The sequence below is a fragment of the Cupriavidus oxalaticus genome, from assembly GCF_004768545.1.
GTDB lineage: Bacteria > Pseudomonadota > Gammaproteobacteria > Burkholderiales > Burkholderiaceae > Cupriavidus > Cupriavidus oxalaticus_A.
Window position 1 is genome coordinate 91434 of the sequence record NZ_CP038634.1, and the last position, 16418, is coordinate 107851.

Below are 16418 nucleotides of genomic sequence, written 5' to 3' on the forward strand. Positions count from 1 at the left end.
GCACCTTGCGGCCTCAAAGGGTAAAAAGCCTGATGCCGTGGATCAATCGGACCTTTCCGAACAGTTCGCCGTTTTTGCCCTTTTTGTTCCGGCGCGGTAAGGGGCAGCCAATGATGGCCTGGGGGGAGCGAGAGCGCAGAAGTTGTCCACAGATCCTGTGGACAACGGGCCTGCACCATGCCTGGCGGCCGCATGGCACCGTCATCCCGTCGGCGTGCCAAAAAAGAAGGCAGGCGTGCGACGCGGCATCAACATCCGGCCCGCGGTGTGCCAAAATAGCGCGCATCGTGTTCCGGTCCGGGGACTCAAGCCACCGATGCTGCAGAGCCCGAGTGTCATCGCCTTCATCCTCCTGGCCTTTCACGTCGTCGGCGTGATGGCGGCGCTGCACGCCGTCATGACGGTGCGCACCGCGCCTGGCGCGATCGCCTGGGCGGGGTCGCTGGTGATGATGCCGTACTTCACGCTGGTCCCGTACCTGATCTTCGGGCGCAGCACCTTTGCCGGCTATGTCGATGCGCGGCGCTTCAATGACGACCGGCTGCGCGAGATCCGCCACGGCATGACCCCGCGCGAACGCGAGGCCCGCAGCGCCTGCGTGGTGCACGCGCCGACGCAACTCTGCATGCGCGCGCTGCCGCGGCTGACCGGCATGCCATGCCTGGCCAACAACGACGTGCGCCTGCTGGTCAACGGCACGCAGACCTTCGATGCCATCTTTGCCGCGATCGCCCAGGCCCGGCAGGTGTTGATCGTGCAGTTCTTCATCGTCCACGACGATGCGCTGGGCCGGCGCCTGCAGGCGCTGCTGTGCGAGCGCGCGCGGGCCGGCGTCGAGGTCTACTTCCTGTTCGACAGCATCGGCTGCCATGCGCTGCCGCGCCGCTACGTGCGCACGCTGCTCGAGGCGGGCGTCGATGCGCGGCCGTTTTCCACGCATCGCGGCTTCGTCAACCGCTTCCAGCTCAACTTCCGCAACCATCGCAAGCTGGTCGTCGTGGACGGGCGCGAGGCGTTTATCGGTGGCCACAATGTCGGCGTGGAATACCTGGGAGAGCGTCCGCCGCTGGCGCCGTGGCGCGACACCCATATCGCATTGCGCGGCAGTGCCGTGCTGGACCTGCAGATGTCCTTTGCCGAAGACTGGTACTGGGCCGCGCGCGAAGTCCCGCATCTGCTGATGCCGCCACCCGAGGTGGGCGGCCGCATGACCTGCCAGGTGGTGCCAACCGGTCCCGCGGACTCGCAGGAAACGTGTTCGCTGTTCTTTGTCGAGGCGATCCAGTCGGCGCGGCACCGGCTGTGGATCACGTCGCCGTATTTCGTGCCGGATGAGGCGGTGTTCGCCGTGCTGCGGCTGGCGGTGCTGCGCGGCGTCGATGTCCGCATCCTGATACCGGCGCGTCCCGATCACCTGGTCGTCTACGCCGCGTCGACCATCTATGCATATCAGGCAGTCGCCGCCGGAATAAAGCTGTATCGCTACCAGCCGGGCTTCCTGCACCAGAAGGTGATTCTGATCGACGATGAAGCCGCCGCGGTGGGCACGGCAAACCTCGACAACCGTTCGTTCCGGCTCAACTTCGAGCTGATGGTGATGACGGCGGACAAGGGCTTCGCTGCCGACGTGGCGGCCATGCTGGAAACCGATTTTGCCAACGCCAGACGGGTCGGGCTGGAAGAGTTCCTGGGCGCGCCCGCGCCGCTGCGCGTGGCCATGCACGTGGCCAAGTTGTTCGCCCCCATCCTCTGATTCCGGCTGCGGATGCCGGCCTGCGGCAAGCCGGTGGCGCTTTGCTTGTGTACACTGTTCACTATAAGCGCCTACAGATAATGAACCGAATCCAGCATCACAGGGGAACCGCATGAAGCCGGCCGTCCCCGCGCCGCCGGCGCGCGCCACTTACCGCCATGGCGACCTGCGCCGAGCCTTGCTTGACGCCGGCATCGACCTGGCCCGCGAAGGCGGCCCCGACGCCATCGTGCTGCGCGAAGCCACGCGCCGCGCCGGCGTCGTTCCCAATGCGGCGTACCGGCACTTTGCCAGCCGGCAGGACCTGCTGCAGGCGGTGCGGGCGTCGGCCTTGTCGTCGCTGGCGATCGCCATGGAGGCCGAGATCGGCGGACTGCGCCCGGGCCGTGGCGCGGCTGCCCATGCGCGCGCATGCCTGCGCGCGGTCGGCACGGGGTACCTTCGCTTCGCGCTGGCGGAAACCGGCCTGTTCCGCACGGCATTCTCCGTGCCAGATGAAGTCGAGGATGACGCCGACCCCGCTAAGGCGGGCAACAGCGGACTCAATCCGTTCCAGCTTCTTGGCGCCGCGCTCGACAAGCTGGTGGAGGCCGGTGCCTTGCCACCCGAGCGGCGGCCCGGCGCCGAGTACCTGGCCTGGTCCGCCGTGCACGGCCTGGCGATCCTGCTGATCGACGGCCCGTTACGCAGCCGCGCGCGCGAAATGGCGGAGCCGCTCGGGCAACGGTTGCTGGAAATGGTCGAGAAGGGCCTGTAAGCCCGCGTCGCGGCCAAAAAAATTGCCACGATGGCGGGGACCATCGTGGCAGTGAAAGGAACCAGGAAGGGGGGCAACCTGGCTCTGTCGGGGCACCCGCGGGCCGGGTGCAAGGGCAATGTAATACGGGCTTTCTCATGCGAATATCGGACAATTCCTAAATATGTCCCTGAATTGTCGTTACTCGCATTGTGCTGGGCGCAGTGCTTGCCAAGTCATCGCAAATCGCGGGCCGGGCGCCGGTGCAAGCCGGTTGAATTGCATGCCAGCCGCTGCGGTCTAACCCTGTGCCCGCAATCCAGGCTGGCGATGCAAGGAGGACCTATGCGTTACGGTTATGGAGTGTTGCTTGCGGCGGCGCTGGTCAGCGGGTGCGTGGCCTATCCCTACCCCTATGCCGGCGACGACTACCTGGCCTATCCCGCATACCCGGTCAGCTCGCCGTACTACAGCGGCTACCCGGTCACGCCCGGCTACCCCTATTACGGCCCCGGATATGGCAGCTACTACGGCAGCTTTGCATTTATCTATGGCGGCGGTCACGGCTGGAAGCACGGACACCATGGACACCACGGCTGGCATGGCGGCGGCGGTCGTGGCAGAGGCGGCTGGGCCGCTGGCGGACGTGGCGGAGGCAGGGGCCGGTGACAGATGTCCGGCAAGGATGGCTGCGGGGATGACCAGGGCGCACGGCTCCCGGCCATCCCGTTTGAAGACGAGGGGCGCTACCGCCGGGCGCCTGACGCTGTGTCCGGACCAGACGCTACGGCAGCCAGGCAGCTACGGCAGCCAGGCAGCTAAGGCAGCCAGGCAGCTAAGGCAGCTAAGGCAGCTAAGGCAGCTAAGGCAGCTAAGGCAGCTGCCGCAACTGGCCGATCACGGACATCAGGCGCCCGTGCGCCACGATCACGCCCGACTCATCCTGCAATGCTTCCTGGTAGCGCTTGCGAAAACCCGGATCGGCGCCGTCGCTAAAGAGCTTTTCGGCAGCGCGCGCCACGGCGCGGCAGGTGTCGTCGTGATGTTCCCTCGATTCAAGTTCCTCATCGACCTCGATGATCAGCCGCGACAGCGGATCGAGCCAGCGAAAGAAGTTGTCCTCCGTGACCAGCTGGACAAACAGTCCGGCAGGGATCGGGCCGTTCAGCCTTTCGTACTGGCTGCGGTCGTAGCCGATGACTTCCTTGTGAACTTGCAGCAAGGCCGCCCGCAAGGCTTGCAGCCCCGAGCGGCGAGTTTCCTGGGTGGCGAGGAATTGTTCATTGGGCATGCCCATCTCCGTGTTTCCACTGGTATGGCCCGGCAGCCGGCTCGGTCGCTCCGGCACGCTTGCGGCGCACATCGCGGGCTTGTCCGGGCGGGTCGCCATCACGTGGCCCGGATCTCAGGGTGCTGCCGGCCATCGCATCTGGCATTGCCGGCGCGCCTGCCAGTATAGGCACCGGGCGCATCCCGGGCCAGCGCACGGGGATAGCGAAATACCCGCATTTGCGGCGCGTTCTGCGCCCGCTAGCCGTTTTTCTCTTCCGCTTCCCCGAGCAGGTCCGCCGCGCGCGAGCGCTGCATGTCCGCCGCGCGGAAATAACGCACCACCGTGGCGACGCTGGCGTGGCCTGTCATTGCCATGGTCTCGGCCAGCGGCACCTGTTGCGATGCCGCTTCGGTGACGAAACCCGCGCGCAGCGAATGCGCTGAGTAGTCGCCCTCCAGTCCCGCCTGTGCGCAGCGCGCCTTGACGATGCGGCTCACGGCAGCGTCGGACAATCCGTCGGACAGCCCTTCACCCACATGGCCCCCGCGCCGGATGCGCCGGAACAGCGGTCCGCTCGCAATGCCCGATGCGGCCAGCCATGCCTCCAGCGCCTGCCCCGCTGCACCGCTCACGGGCTTGGCGGCATCGGCATGATCGCGGCCTGACTGGTTGGTCTTGGACCAGCCCAGCACGTAGACAAATTCACCCGGTGCGATGCGCGTCAGGTTCTCCACCGTCGCGCGCGCGACCTCGGAACGGCGGCGGCCGCCGCTGGCCCATGCGAACAGCAGTAGCGCGCGGTCGCGCATGCCGCGCAGCGAGTCGTCGCAGGTAGCGAGCAGCCGCAGCAGCGGGTCGCGCGTCAGCGCGGCCTTGCGCGCCTGGCGTTGTCCGCGGCGCGCATAGGCGCGCCGGATGCCGGACATCAGCTCGCGCACCGACGCGTCGGCACACGGATTGGGCAACTGCTGCAAGCGGTGGGCCTTGGCCAGCACCGCAAGGCGGTGCGTCAGCGTGGACAGCGCGGGCGCGCCGGGTCGTGCCTTGTATCCATCAGCGACCAGCGCCTGGTCGATCGCCGGGGGCAGCTCGCAAACAGGCCCGTGCGGCGTCTGCCGCGTAGCGTGGTCGACGATGAACTGAACCACGACGGCAGGAGCAAGCGGAAGGCGGACCGGCTGGCGGTAACGCAACCCGTGCCAGGCAGCCCAGTAGCGCAGGGCTGAGCGGTAGCTCGCCACGGTGTTGGGCGACTCGCCTTCGCGGCGAAGCGCGTCTGCGGCCTGCTCGGCGAGGGGATCCAGTTCAGACGGGCGAAGCGGCGCCGGGAGTTCGACATCGGAGGCAAGCTGGGATGGGTTGGCTGATATCATAATAAATATGACGTATGCTGTATCATATCATACAGAGACAACGAATAGCGCTCGATAAGTCTCCATTATCGAACCTTATTTTGGCTTTCCCGGACCTGACCATGGAAACACTCCGCTCCCGAGGCATCACCCGCGACGACGTCTGGGCTGCCGCCGACAGCCTGCTCAAGGCAGGCCAGCGTCCGACCATCGAACGCATCCGCTTGCATCTGGGCCGCGGTTCGCCCAACACGGTCAGTCCGCACCTCGACGCCTGGTTTGCCGCGCTCGGCGGGCGATTGGAGGATCCGCAAGGCTTCGCGCCCAAGCCGGGTTGCCCCGAACCCGTCACTGAAGCGGCGCGCTACCTGTGGGAAGCCGCGTTGCAGGTCGCCCGGGCGCAGGCGGAAGCCGCGCTGGCCCAGCGGGAAACGGCGCTGGCCGAGGCGCAGGCGACATTGGCCAGGGAACGGGAAGTGCTGGAGCAGGAGCGGCTGGTCATGCAGGCGCGGCTGGACGGTGCTGAAGCGGCCATGGCGGAAATGACGCGCGCGCGGGACGAGACGCTGGAGCGCGGCGCGCAGGCCGAAGCCCGCGCTACCGCCTTGCAGCAGCAGGTCGAGACGCTGCGCGCCGAGGCGGGCGCCGCGCTGGAGGCCCGGGTCTCGTTGCAGCGTGAATTCGCCGCGGAACGCGCCGCGTGGGACCAGGAGCGCGAAACCATGACCGCCCGCGCCACGGCCAGCGAACGCCGGCTGGCGCTGGAACTGGATGCGGCCCGCGTGGCGGGCAAGGATGCGCAGAAGTTGCTGGAAACAGAGCGCAAGGCCGCGCTGGAGCGGCTTGCGCACGCTGCCGAAGCGGCTTCACGCCAGGGCAGCGAAATGACGCGCCTGAGCCAGTCGATTGCCGTACTGGAGGAACGCGTCCGACAGCGCGAGGCGATGCTTGCCGAATATCGCGAACAGAAGAAGGAGGCAGCCAGCGCGGGCGTGGCCGCCGTGGGCCGGCGTGGGCGCCCGGCCCGGGGCACATTGGCCGGCGGCGCCAGCGGCCTGCTGCGTATCCGCGCGGTGCCGGGCGGCTGAGCTGCGGCGCAGCGCTACGCCGCCTGCGCGCCGGCGCGCAGCATGTGCTTCTGGATCTTGCCGCTGGTGGTCTTGGGCAGCGCGTCCAGGAAGTGATAGCGGCGCGGCCGCTTGTAAGCGGCCAGCCGGTCGCCCTGCAGCAGGAAGGCATCTAGCTGCTCGGCACTGACCGGCGCATCGCCGCGCGCCACCACGTACGCACCCACCACCTGGCCCCAGGTCGGGTCGGGCTCGCCGAGTACCGCGACTTCCAGCACCGCCGGGTGCTCGATCAGCGCGTCCTCGACTTCGCGCGGATACACGTTCTCCGCGCCGGAGTTGATCATGTAGTCGATGCGGTCGCGGATCCACAGGTAGCCGTCGGCGTCGAGGCTGCCGAGGTCGCCGGTGTGGTACCAGCCATGTGCCAGCGCCCGCGCATTGGCGTCGGGCCGGTTCAGGTAGCCCTGCATCATGCAGGCGCCGCGCACCAGCACCTCGCCGACTTCGCCGGGCGCGCACGGTTGCGCGGGATCGGTCGGCGCGCCATCGTCGCGCAGTTTCGCCACCACCAGGTCATGGCCGAGCGCGGGCAGGCCCGCCGAGCCGGCACGGGTCAGCTGTTCGTGCGGGTAGAGCACTGACATGCACGGCCCCATCTCGGTGGTGCCATACACCTGTACCAGGCCGGCGCCGATCTTGCGGTCCCATTCGCGGATCAGGTGCGGCGCCATCGAGGCGCCGCCGTATTCGACCAGCCGCAGCGACGAGAGGTCGCGCGTTTCCGCCCCGGGGTGGTTCAGCAGCATGCCGACCATGGTCGGTGCGGCGAAGAAGTGGGTCACGCGCTCGCTTTCCACCAGTTGCCAGGCTTCGCCCGCATCGAAGCGGCGCTGCAGCACCTGCGTGGCGCCGACCTGCAGCCGCGGCAGGAAGCTGGTGTGCAGCTCGGCGGTATGGTTCAGCGGCGCCACCGACAGGCCCACGTCTTCGCGCGACAGCGTCATGGCCTGGTGCATGATCGCGTTATGCTGGAGCTTGCTGCGATGGGTGTGCACCACGCCCTTGGGGCGGCCCGTGGTGCCGCTGGTGTACATCAGGATGCAGGGGTCGTCCTCGTGGACGTCGGCCGCTGGCAGCGTGGCCGGCTGGCCGGCGGCGAGCGTGTCGAGGCGGTGCGTGGCAAGAGCCGGAGCCGGGTCCGCGTCGGCATAGATGCGCAGCGCGGTGCCGGGGGCCAGTTCCGTCGCCTTTTCCACGACGGCGGCGCCTTCCTGCTCGAACAGCACCGCCCTGGCAGCCCCGTCGTTCAGGATGTAGGCCAGTTCCTGCGCCGCCAGCCGGTAGTTGACGGGGTTGAACACCGCACCCAGCCGCGCCGTGGCCAGCAGCGTGAAGACGAAGGCCGGCGTGTTGTAGAGGAAGGCGGCCACGACGTCGCCCTTGCCGATGCCCAGCGCCTGCAGTCCGTGGGCGTGGCGGTTGACCTCGGCATCGAACTCCGCATACGACCAGGACCGCCGCGCGGCGCCGATGCCGCTGACCAGCGCGGTCTTGCGGGGCAGGTAGCGTGCCGGCCAGGAAAGGGTATCGCCAAGGGTGAGGCCGCGGTTCAAGGTCATGCTCCAGTCGTGTGCCGGCCGCCGGGTAAAACAGGCCAGCCGATATTCTTGTGTGAGCCGGAGACTATAGGGCGCAGTACGGGGCACATGGAAATAACGATTTGCTCTTTCCTTATGCCCGCCGTTGCCGCGCAGAGCCTGAGAATCGGTCCTGATACTGTATATTCATACAGTCTCAAGCCGTTCCACCCCAGTGTCCGTCGATACACCCGCCGCCCCCGTTCCGGTCCCAGCCCCAGAGCAGGCCCCTGCCTACGTCGTCGCCGTGCGCGCGTTGTGCGATTTCACCGCCAAGGCGGGCGACCTCGACCTGCGCTTCGTGCCGACGCCAACCGCGCAGGAGGGCGTCGCCGGCCATGCGCTGGTGACCGGCAGGCGCGGACCGGGCTACCAGGCGGAAGTGCCGCTGTTCGCGGATTTCGGCCCCTTGCATGTCCGCGGCCGGGCCGATGGTTATGATCCGCACGCCAACCGCCTGGAAGAAATCAAGACCGTGCGCGGCGAGGCCGCCGTGCCGGACAACCACCGCCACCTGCACTGGGCGCAGGCAAAGATCTATGGCTGCCTGATGTGCCGCAAGCTCGGGCTACCCGGGATCGACGTGGCCGTGGTCTATTTCGACATCGTGGGGCAGCGCGAGCACCCGGTGGTGCAGCACTTCAGCGCGGACGATCTCGATGCGTTCTTCGTCCAGACCTGCGAACGCTTTTTGCAATGGGCACAAGCCGAACTGGCACACCGGCAGGCCCGCGATGCTGCGCTGACACAGCTGGCCTTCCCGCATCCGGTATTCCGCACCGGCCAGCGCGAGCTGGCGCAGGCCGTCTACAACGCCAACCGCGCCGGGCGCACCCTGCTGGCCCAGGCGCCGACAGGCATCGGCAAGTCGATCGGCACACTGTTCCCGCTGCTCAAGGCGATGCCGGGGCAGGCTATCGACAAGGCGTTCTTCCTGTCGGCGCGCTCCACCGGCCGCGGCGTCGCCTTGCACGCGGCGCAGGCGCTGCGCAGCCACGGCGCGCAGCCGCTGCGGGTGATCGAACTGGTGGCGCGCGACAAGGCCTGCGAGCATCCGGAGCTGGCCTGCCACGGCGAATCCTGCCCGCTCGCGCGCGGCTTCTACGATCGCCTGCCCGCCGCGCGCGAAGCCGCCCGCGAGGTGCCGGTGCGCGACCGTGCCGCGGTGCGCACACTGGCGCTGGCGCATGGCATCTGCCCGTACTACCTGGCCCAGGAACTGGTGCGCTGGAGCGATGTGGTGGTGGCGGACTACAACTATTACTTCGACCGCAGCGCGCTGCTGTACGCGCTGACCGTCGCCAACGGCTGGCGCGCGGGCGTGCTGGTCGACGAGGCGCACAACCTGGTCGAGCGCGGCCGCGCCATGTACACCGCCGAGCTGGATCCGCAGGCGCTGCGCGACGCCCGGCGCGGCGCGCCCGCGGCGGTGGCCAGGCCGCTGGCCCGGCTGGCGCGACACTGGGGGGCACTGGCGCGGCAAGCCGACGTTGCCTATGAAGTCTTGCCGGAAGTGCCCGCGCCCCTGCTGCGCGCGCTCGATGATTGCTGCGCGGCAGTGCTGGCGCACATGACCGAGCAGCCCGCGTCGGTCGACCCGGCGTTGCAGCGGTTCTATTTCGATGCCTTGCATTTCGGCCGGCTGGCGGAGCAGCTCGATGCGAATTCGCTGTTCGATATCCAGCGGCCAACCGCCGCCGCAAAGGCCGGACGCGGCAACCATGCGCTCCTGTGCCTGCGCAACGTCATCCCTGCGCCGTTCCTGCGGCCGCGCTTTGCCGCGGCCCATTCCGTCACGCTGTTCTCGGCCACGCTGGACCCGGCCGCCTACTACCTCGATACGCTGGGTTTGCCCGCCGACTGTGCGCGCGTGGCGGTGCCGTCGCCATTCCGGGCGGAACAACTGTCGGTACGCATCGCCAGCCGGATTTCGACCCGCTATGCGCGGCGCGGCCAGTCGCTGCCGGCCATTGCCGCGCTGATGGCGGACCAGTTCCGCGCGCGCCGCGGCAACTACCTCGCGTTCTTCAGCAGCCACGAATACCTGCAGCAGGCCGTGTCGAACTTCACGCAGGCGCATCCCGACATTCCGCACTGGGTCCAGTCGCGCGGCATGGACGAAGCGGCGCAGGCCGCTTTCCTGTCAGCCTTTGTCGCGGGCGGCGCAGGCATCGGCTTTGCGGTGCTGGGCGGCGCCTTTGCCGAGGGCGTGGACCTGCCCGGCGAGCGCCTGATCGGCGCCTTCGTCGCCACGCTGGGGCTGCCGCAGTTCAACGCCGTCAACGAGCAGTTCCGCGCGCGCATGCAGACGGCCTTCGGCCAGGGCTACGACTATGCCTATCTCTATCCGGGCTTGCGCAAGGTGGTGCAGGCCGCGGGCAGGGTGATCCGCACGCAGCAGGACGAAGGCGTGGTCTACCTGATCGACGACCGCTTTGCCGCGCCGGAGGTGCGCCGGCTGCTGCCGGAATGGTGGCAAATCGGCCCGGCGGCGTAGAAATTACACGGCGCGCGGGCTTTGGCCTGACCCTTGCCGACCGCTTGCCGGCCTTGCCGGGGCGGTGCGGATCTGGCACGAATCCGGCAGCAATGCGACCATGCGTGCCGACCGCAAACCGTCGTCATCGAATCAAGGACCCGACCATGCCCATGACCCAGCATTACGCGGCCACCGAGCCGCCCCGTACCGAAGTGGATGCGCTGAACGGCGGCACCGTGCTCGAATTCGGCGCTCCATGGTGCGGCTACTGCCAGCGCGCGCAACCGGCGCTCGCCGAAGCGTTCGCGGTGCATCCCGCGCTGCGCCATATCAAGGTCGAGGACGGCAGCGGACGCCCGCTCGGCCGCTCGTTCCGCATCAAGCTGTGGCCGACTCTGGTGTTCCTGCGCGACGGGCAGGAAGTGGCCAGGCTGGTAAGGCCGACCGAGGCGGATCCGATCCGGGAGGCCATGCGGCGCATCAGTTGATCATGTCGGGTAGCTAATACTTAACATTGCGGCAATTTTCTGCCAGCGCAGGGCGCTCAACCCTGCTTTGGGAGGGGACAAGCCGGAGCATTTCTGCCGTTTGTGCAGAAGTCGCCTCCGCGCAATGGCCCTGCTGGCTGTGCGGGGCGGCCAGCCCGGCAACGGCCCGCGCGCCCGGCGCGCACGAAACAAGACGGTCTCAACCGCCAATTTCGACAGATGAGCGCCCTAAGCACCGACCGGCGGCCGACAGTCCTGGTCGTCGACGACGTTCCCGAAAACATTGCGGCCATGGTCGCGCTGCTGCAGGACCCATACCGCGTCAAGGTGGCGACCCGGGCGGCCACCGCGCTGCAACTGGCGCGCGAAGCGCCACCCGACCTGATCCTGATGGATGTGTCGATGCCTGGCATGGACGGCTACGAGGCATGCCGCCAGCTCAAGGCCGATGCGCGCACCGCGTGCGTGCCGGTGATCTTCCTGACCGCACGGGCCGAGGCCCATGACGAGGCGCTCGGCTTCGAGGTCGGCGCGGTCGACTACATCATGAAGCCGGTCAGCGCGCCGGTGGCGCGCGCGCGCATTGCCAGCCAGCTGGCGCTCAAGCAGGCGCACGATTTCCTGCGCGACCGCTCGGCCTGGCTCGAGGCCGAGGTGCAGCGCCGCACGCGCGAGATCGAGCAGATCGAGGACGCCACCATCATCGCGCTGGCGGCGCTGGCCGAGACCCGCGATAACGAGACCGGCAACCATATCCGCCGCACCCAGCACTATGTGCGCGCACTGGCGCGCAAGCTGCAGCACGAGCCGCATTTCGCCGGCAGGCTCGACGACAAGGCCATCGACCTGATGTTCAAGTCCGCGCCGCTGCACGATATCGGCAAGGTCGGCATCCCCGACCGCATCCTGCTCAAGCCCGGCAAGCTCACCGCGGAAGAATTCGAGGTCATGAAGACCCATACCACGCTGGGCCGCGATGCCATTGCCGATGCCGAGGCGCAGTGCGGCACCACCAGCTCCTTCCTGCGCTACGCGCGCGAGATCGCGCATCACCACCACGAGAAATGGGACGGCAGCGGCTATCCCGACGGCCTGGCCGGCGAAGCGATCCCGCTGTCGGCGCGGCTGATGGCGGTAGCCGATGTCTATGACGCGCTGATCTCGCGCCGCGTCTACAAGCCCGCGTTTGCGCACGATGACGCGGTGCGCATCATCGGCGAGGGCCGCGGCCGCCATTTCGACCCGCGCGTGATCGACGCCTTCCTGGCGATCACCGGCGAATTCCATGCGATCGCGCTGGAATATGCCGATCCGTCCGGCGCCGAGCCGGTGCCGGCCCCCGCGCAGGGCTGACCGGCATGCCATCGCTGCGCATGGCACTGCGCCGCCGCGCCGGCGTGCGGCCGTTCGGCCCGCTGCTCGCCTATGCCGCGCTGCTGGCGGTGGCGGTATGGCTGCTCGCGCTCGGTGCAGCGTCGGTGGTGCGCGAGAACGAGCAGGCCAGCGTGGGCGCGCGCCTGGGCGCCACCGTCAACACCACCGCGCGGCTGCTGGAGGTCTGGGCGGGCGAGCAGCGCCGCCGCGCCGTGTCGATCGCCGCAATGGACCACACCGTGCGGCTGGCGCTGCCGCTGCTGGCCAGCCATGGCGGCGCCACCCCGGCGCAGGCTGCCGAATTTGCCCGCTGGATCGCGCCGCTGATGCGTTCGCACGGCTATATCGGCTTTGCGCTGGTGAACGCGGACGACCGCATCGTGGCCTCCGAACTGGCCGACCGCACCGGCCAGCTGCTGTTGCCCGAGTCCGCCCGCACCGCGCAGCGTGCGCGCCACGACGGCGCCGCGGTGTCCGCGCCGTATCCCGGCCCGCAGCCGATCCCCAATGCCAGCGGTCGTGCCGGCGTCCCGACATTCCAGGTGGTATGCGCGCGGCTGTCGGATCTTGCCGGACAGGATGCCAGGCGCGCGGCCGGCACCCTGTGCCTGCGCATCGACCCGCATGTGGTCATGCTGCAGATCGTCATGGCGGCGCGCTATGGCCGCAGCGGCGACCTGTACATGATCGACGGCCAGGGCCGCCTGGTGTCGCCCGCGCGCTTCGATGAAGAACTGGCCGCGCAGGGGCTGCTGGCGCCCGGCATGGCGTCGATGTTCCATACCGTGGCGCGGATTCCCGCGGCTGACGGCAACGGCACCTACCGCCTGCCGCCGGGAGCGCCGCTGACCCGGCTGGCGCAGCAGGTGCTGTCGCACCAGACCCTGCAGCTTGCCTTCGGCTACCGCGACTACCGCGGCCGGCGCGTGGCCGGCGCCGGGCTGTGGGTGCCGGCGCTGGCGAGCGGGCTGATCGTCGAGCAGGACATGGAGGAGGCCTTCCATTCGTACTTGTCGACCCGCACCGTGGTCATCGGCATGGCACTGGCGATCCTCCTGCTGATCGGCCTGGCCGCGTGGGCGCTGCGCCGCGGCCAGCTGCGCCTGGCGCACAGCGAGGAGCGGCTGCGCGCCATGCTCGACCATTCGCCCGCCATCATGCACCTGAAGGACCGCAACCACGCCTTCCTGGCGCTGAACCCGGCCACGCAGGCATTGATCGGACAGCCCGAGCGCGCGGCGCTAGGCCGCACCGACCGCGAATTGCCGGCGATGCCCGATGGCACGCAGGAGCGCTGGGATATCGAAGAGCGGGTGATGGCGAGCGGGCAGGCGGAGGAACACATCTACACGATGCAGGCGGCGGAGGGCGCGCGCGAACTGCAGGTGATGCGCTTCCCGGTGCGCAATCCGGCCACCAACGAAGTGGTCGGCGTGGGTTCGGTCGGCATCGACATCACCAGCCAGGTGCGGGCGCATCGCGAGCTGAAGGAGCTGTCGCAGACGCTGGAGCACAAGGTGTCCGAGCGCACCCGCGAACTCGCCATCGCCAACGCCGAGCTGGCCGAGGCCAAGCACGCCGCGGAATCGGCGGCGCAGGCCAAGGCCAGCTTCCTGGCCAACATGAGCCATGAGATCCGCACGCCGATGAACGCGGTGATCGGCATGGCCCATCTGGCGCTGGGCACGCAGCTCGATCCCAGGCAGCGCGACTATGTCGGGAAGATCGAGCGCTCGGGCCAGCACCTGCTTGGCATCCTCAACGACATCCTCGACCTGTCCAAGATCGAGGCCGGCAAGCTGGAAGTGGAAGAGATCGACTTCTCGCTGGAGCGCGTGCTGCGCACCGTGGGCGACCTCGTGTCGGAGCGGGCCGCGGCAAAGCAGCTCGAGCTGATCGTCGAGGTCGCCCCCGACGTGCCCGACGCGCTGCGCGGCGATCCGCTGCGCATCCGCCAGGTGCTGATCAATTTCACCACCAACGCGGTCAAGTTCACCGAGCGCGGCGAGATCGTGGTGCGCGTGGTGCGCGTGGCGCCCTGTGCCGGCGACGGCGACAGCAATGGCGACGGCAACCCGCCGCGGGTGCGGCTGCATTTCGCGGTGCGCGACACCGGCGTCGGCATCGCGCCCGCGGCGATCGGGCGGTTGTTCCGGAACTTCGAGCAGGCCGACAGCTCGACCACGCGCCGTTACGGCGGCAGCGGCCTGGGCCTGGCGATCAGCCAGCGGCTGGTGCATCTGATGGGGGGCACGCTGGGCGCGGACAGCACGCCTGGCGAGGGCAGCACGTTCTGGTTCGAGCTGTCGCTGCGGCCGGGCAGCCAGCGCGCCCCGGCGCTGCTGGTGCGGCCAGAACTGGCCGGACGCCGCCTGCTGGTGGTCGACGACCACGGCTACGCGCGCCAGGTCATCGCCGCGATGCTGCGCCGCTTCGGCTTCCGCGCCGACCAGGCCGCCTCGGGCGAAGCGGCGCTGGCGGCGATCCAGGCCGCGGATGCCGAGGGCGATCCTTACCACGCCGCCTTTATCGACTGGCGCATGCCCGGCCTGGACGGCATCGAGACCGCGCGCCGGCTGGCCGGACTGGCGCTGCGCGGGCCGCGCCCGCGGCCGCTGATGGTGACGGCCAACGGCAGCGAGGCGGTGTTGCGCGCCGGCGAGCAGGGCGGCTTCGACGCGCTGCTGCTCAAGCCGGTCAGCCCGTCGGTGCTGTTCGATGCCACGCTGCGGGTGCTCGCCGCCGAACCCGGCATGCCGCCGCGGGCCGAGCCGGAGCGCGCGGCGCCCGGCCCGGGCTGGTCGCTGCCGCAGCGGCGCGTGCTGCTGGTCGAGGACAACGAAATCAATCGCGAGGTCGCGGTACACCTGCTGCAGCAGGCCGGCATTACGCCGGACACCGCCGGCAACGGGCGGGCCGCACTCGAGCGGCTGGCCACGCATGCGTATGACCTGGTGCTGATGGACATGCAGATGCCGGTGATGGACGGCGTCGAGGCCACGCGGCGAATTCGCGCCGATGCGCGGCTTGCCGCGCTGCCGGTGGTCGCCATGACTGCCAACGCCTTGCCCGAGGACCGCGAACGCTGCCTGGCGGCCGGCATGGACGACCATATCGCCAAGCCGATCAGCCCGCCGGTGTTCTTTGCCACCGTGCATCGCTGGCTGACCCGCGACGGCGAGGTGCCGGCCGTGGCGCCGAAGTGGCCGGCATGGCTTGGCGCGCTCGCCGCGACGGGTGTGCTGGATATCGGGGATGCGCTCGAGCGCGCCGGCGGGCAGCCGGAGACTTACCGGGGTCTGCTGGCGCGGCTGCGCGACCGATACGCCGATGCCGGCACGCAGCTCACGAAGCTCACGCATGGCCATACCGGCGAAGCCGCGCAGCTTGTGCACGAGCTGGCCGGCGTGGCGGGCAACCTGGGCGCGATGGCAGTGTCGCGCGCCGCCGCGGCGTTGGAAAGCACGCTGCGCGACGGCGGCGGTGATGAGGGCGGCGTCGCGCTGCAGGCTGCCGCGTTGCAAGCGGCGATGTCGGATCTCCTGGCGGCACTGCGCCTGCACCTGCCGGATGTAACGCCTGCGCCGCCATCCACGGTCCAGCCTTCCGCCGGATCCGCTGCGCGGGCGCTGATCCGGCTGCGGCGGCAGCTGCGCGAAGGCGCCAGCGAAGCCGGATCGACCCTCGCCGCGCAGCGCGCCGCACTGGACGCGGTGGTGCCTGCCGGCATGCTGGCCGAACTGGAAGGCGCGATCGGAGCGTACGACTACGCCACTGCGCTCGCGATCCTCGACGACGTGCTGCCCGTCACGGCATCTGGCCAGGGCTGATACCCGGCCCAGGCCGTCAGCGGCCGGCCGGCAGCACCATCGTCACCAGCACCGATGCATCGGTGTCGGCGGTCAGGTCATAGCGCACGCACGGGCCGACGTAGAGCAGGTCGCCCTGGCGCAGTCCGCGTTCGGCGCCGTCCACGCGCAGGCGGACTTCGCCTTCCAGGCACTGCACCGTCATCGGGCCGTCCACCGCATGGGGCGGCACATGCTTGCCCGCCTTCAGCACCAGCCGCATCACTTCAAGCGGGCCTTCCTTGAACAGGGCTTGGGTGACAGTCTGGTCCAGGCGCGTGCCCAGGGGCAGCACGCTGGCGATCTGTCCGGAAGCTAGGTGAGGGAGGGACATGCGCGGCTCCTCGCTGAAGTGGGGTCGTGGGGTCGTGTGCTATGTGCGTTGTCAGGCGCTGCTGGCTTTTGCCG

At 69.1% G+C, this 16418-nt stretch carries 12 protein-coding genes; 8 read left to right on the forward strand and 4 right to left on the reverse strand.

Annotation, left to right across the window (positions count from 1 at the left end; genetic code table 11):
- The first annotated feature begins 316 nt into the window (after positions 1-316).
- The 3 genes from cls (at position 317) to E0W60_RS00425 (ending at position 3158) form a co-directional block, all read left to right on the forward strand.
- On the forward strand, positions 317-1753 hold the full coding sequence (cls, locus tag E0W60_RS00415; RefSeq protein ID WP_135702586.1) for a cardiolipin synthase: 1437 nt from the start codon (positions 317-319) through the stop codon (positions 1751-1753).
- A gap of 112 nt (positions 1754-1865) precedes the next feature.
- Entirely contained in the window at positions 1866-2510 is a 645-nt protein-coding gene (locus E0W60_RS00420) for a TetR/AcrR family transcriptional regulator (protein ID WP_135702588.1), read from the forward strand.
- Between the two features lie 324 nt (positions 2511-2834).
- Entirely contained in the window at positions 2835-3158 is a 324-nt protein-coding gene (locus tag E0W60_RS00425) for a hypothetical protein (RefSeq protein ID WP_135702590.1), read from the forward strand.
- Between the two features lie 202 nt (positions 3159-3360).
- On the opposite strand, the gene E0W60_RS00430 is transcribed toward E0W60_RS00425, so the two are convergent.
- Together E0W60_RS00430 and E0W60_RS00435 are read right to left on the reverse strand one after the other, a co-directional pair.
- The gene (locus tag E0W60_RS00430; protein WP_135702592.1) at positions 3361-3786 is read right to left on the reverse strand and encodes a hypothetical protein; all 426 of its coding nucleotides are present in this window, start codon (positions 3784-3786) and stop codon (positions 3361-3363) included.
- A gap of 233 nt (positions 3787-4019) precedes the next feature.
- Positions 4020-5135 (reverse strand): site-specific integrase, encoded by a 1116-nt coding sequence (locus E0W60_RS00435; RefSeq protein ID WP_135702594.1) that lies wholly within the window; start codon positions 5133-5135, stop codon positions 4020-4022.
- Between the two features lie 101 nt (positions 5136-5236).
- Between E0W60_RS00435 and E0W60_RS00440 the strand changes: the two genes are divergently transcribed.
- Positions 5237-6202 carry a DNA-binding protein gene (locus tag E0W60_RS00440; RefSeq protein ID WP_135702596.1) on the forward strand — a complete coding sequence of 322 codons (966 nt, stop codon included), beginning with the start codon at positions 5237-5239 and terminating at the stop codon, positions 6200-6202.
- A 14-nt stretch (positions 6203-6216) separates the two neighbouring features.
- On the opposite strand, the gene E0W60_RS00445 is transcribed toward E0W60_RS00440, so the two are convergent.
- Positions 6217-7803, reverse strand: coding sequence for a fatty acid--CoA ligase (locus E0W60_RS00445; protein WP_135702598.1), 1587 nt, complete (start codon positions 7801-7803; stop codon positions 6217-6219).
- A 193-nt stretch (positions 7804-7996) separates the two neighbouring features.
- On the opposite strand from E0W60_RS00445, the gene E0W60_RS00450 reads away from it, so the two are divergent.
- The 4 genes from E0W60_RS00450 (at position 7997) to E0W60_RS00465 (ending at position 15992) form a co-directional block, all read left to right on the forward strand.
- Entirely contained in the window at positions 7997-10318 is a 2322-nt protein-coding gene (locus E0W60_RS00450; protein WP_135702601.1) for an ATP-dependent DNA helicase, read from the forward strand.
- Between the two features lie 146 nt (positions 10319-10464).
- On the forward strand, positions 10465-10788 hold the full coding sequence (locus E0W60_RS00455) for a thioredoxin family protein (protein ID WP_133093187.1): 324 nt from the start codon (positions 10465-10467) through the stop codon (positions 10786-10788).
- A gap of 219 nt (positions 10789-11007) precedes the next feature.
- A complete protein-coding gene (locus E0W60_RS00460; protein ID WP_135702604.1) occupies positions 11008-12141 on the forward strand; it encodes an HD-GYP domain-containing protein in 1134 nt (377 codons plus the stop codon).
- A 5-nt stretch (positions 12142-12146) separates the two neighbouring features.
- Positions 12147-15992 carry a response regulator gene (locus E0W60_RS00465; RefSeq protein ID WP_135702606.1) on the forward strand — a complete coding sequence of 1282 codons (3846 nt, stop codon included), beginning with the start codon at positions 12147-12149 and terminating at the stop codon, positions 15990-15992.
- A 16-nt stretch (positions 15993-16008) separates the two neighbouring features.
- Here the strand turns inward: E0W60_RS00465 and E0W60_RS00470 are convergent, their stop codons facing one another.
- Positions 16009-16344, reverse strand: a complete 336-nt coding sequence (locus E0W60_RS00470) for a cupin domain-containing protein (protein ID WP_133093184.1) — start codon at positions 16342-16344, stop codon at positions 16009-16011.
- Between the last annotated feature and the right edge of the window lie 74 nt (positions 16345-16418).

Bases quoted from the DNA above. Each gene is read 5' to 3' on its own strand.
- E0W60_RS00440 (WP_135702596.1), top strand. From the start codon at position 5,237: ATGGAAACACTCCGCTCCCGAGGCATCACCCGCGACGACGTCTGGGCT.
- E0W60_RS00430 (WP_135702592.1), bottom strand. From the start codon at position 3,786: ATGGGCATGCCCAATGAACAATTCCTCGCCACCCAGGAAACTCGCCGC.
- cls (WP_135702586.1), top strand. From the start codon at position 317: ATGCTGCAGAGCCCGAGTGTCATCGCCTTCATCCTCCTGGCCTTTCAC.
- E0W60_RS00470 (WP_133093184.1), bottom strand. From the start codon at position 16,344: ATGTCCCTCCCTCACCTAGCTTCCGGACAGATCGCCAGCGTGCTGCCC.
- E0W60_RS00455 (WP_133093187.1), top strand. From the start codon at position 10,465: ATGCCCATGACCCAGCATTACGCGGCCACCGAGCCGCCCCGTACCGAA.
- E0W60_RS00435 (WP_135702594.1), bottom strand. From the start codon at position 5,135: ATGATATCAGCCAACCCATCCCAGCTTGCCTCCGATGTCGAACTCCCG.
- E0W60_RS00460 (WP_135702604.1), top strand. From the start codon at position 11,008: ATGAGCGCCCTAAGCACCGACCGGCGGCCGACAGTCCTGGTCGTCGAC.
- E0W60_RS00420 (WP_135702588.1), top strand. From the start codon at position 1,866: ATGAAGCCGGCCGTCCCCGCGCCGCCGGCGCGCGCCACTTACCGCCAT.
- E0W60_RS00425 (WP_135702590.1), top strand. From the start codon at position 2,835: ATGCGTTACGGTTATGGAGTGTTGCTTGCGGCGGCGCTGGTCAGCGGG.
- E0W60_RS00465 (WP_135702606.1), top strand. From the start codon at position 12,147: ATGCCATCGCTGCGCATGGCACTGCGCCGCCGCGCCGGCGTGCGGCCG.
- E0W60_RS00445 (WP_135702598.1), bottom strand. From the start codon at position 7,803: ATGACCTTGAACCGCGGCCTCACCCTTGGCGATACCCTTTCCTGGCCG.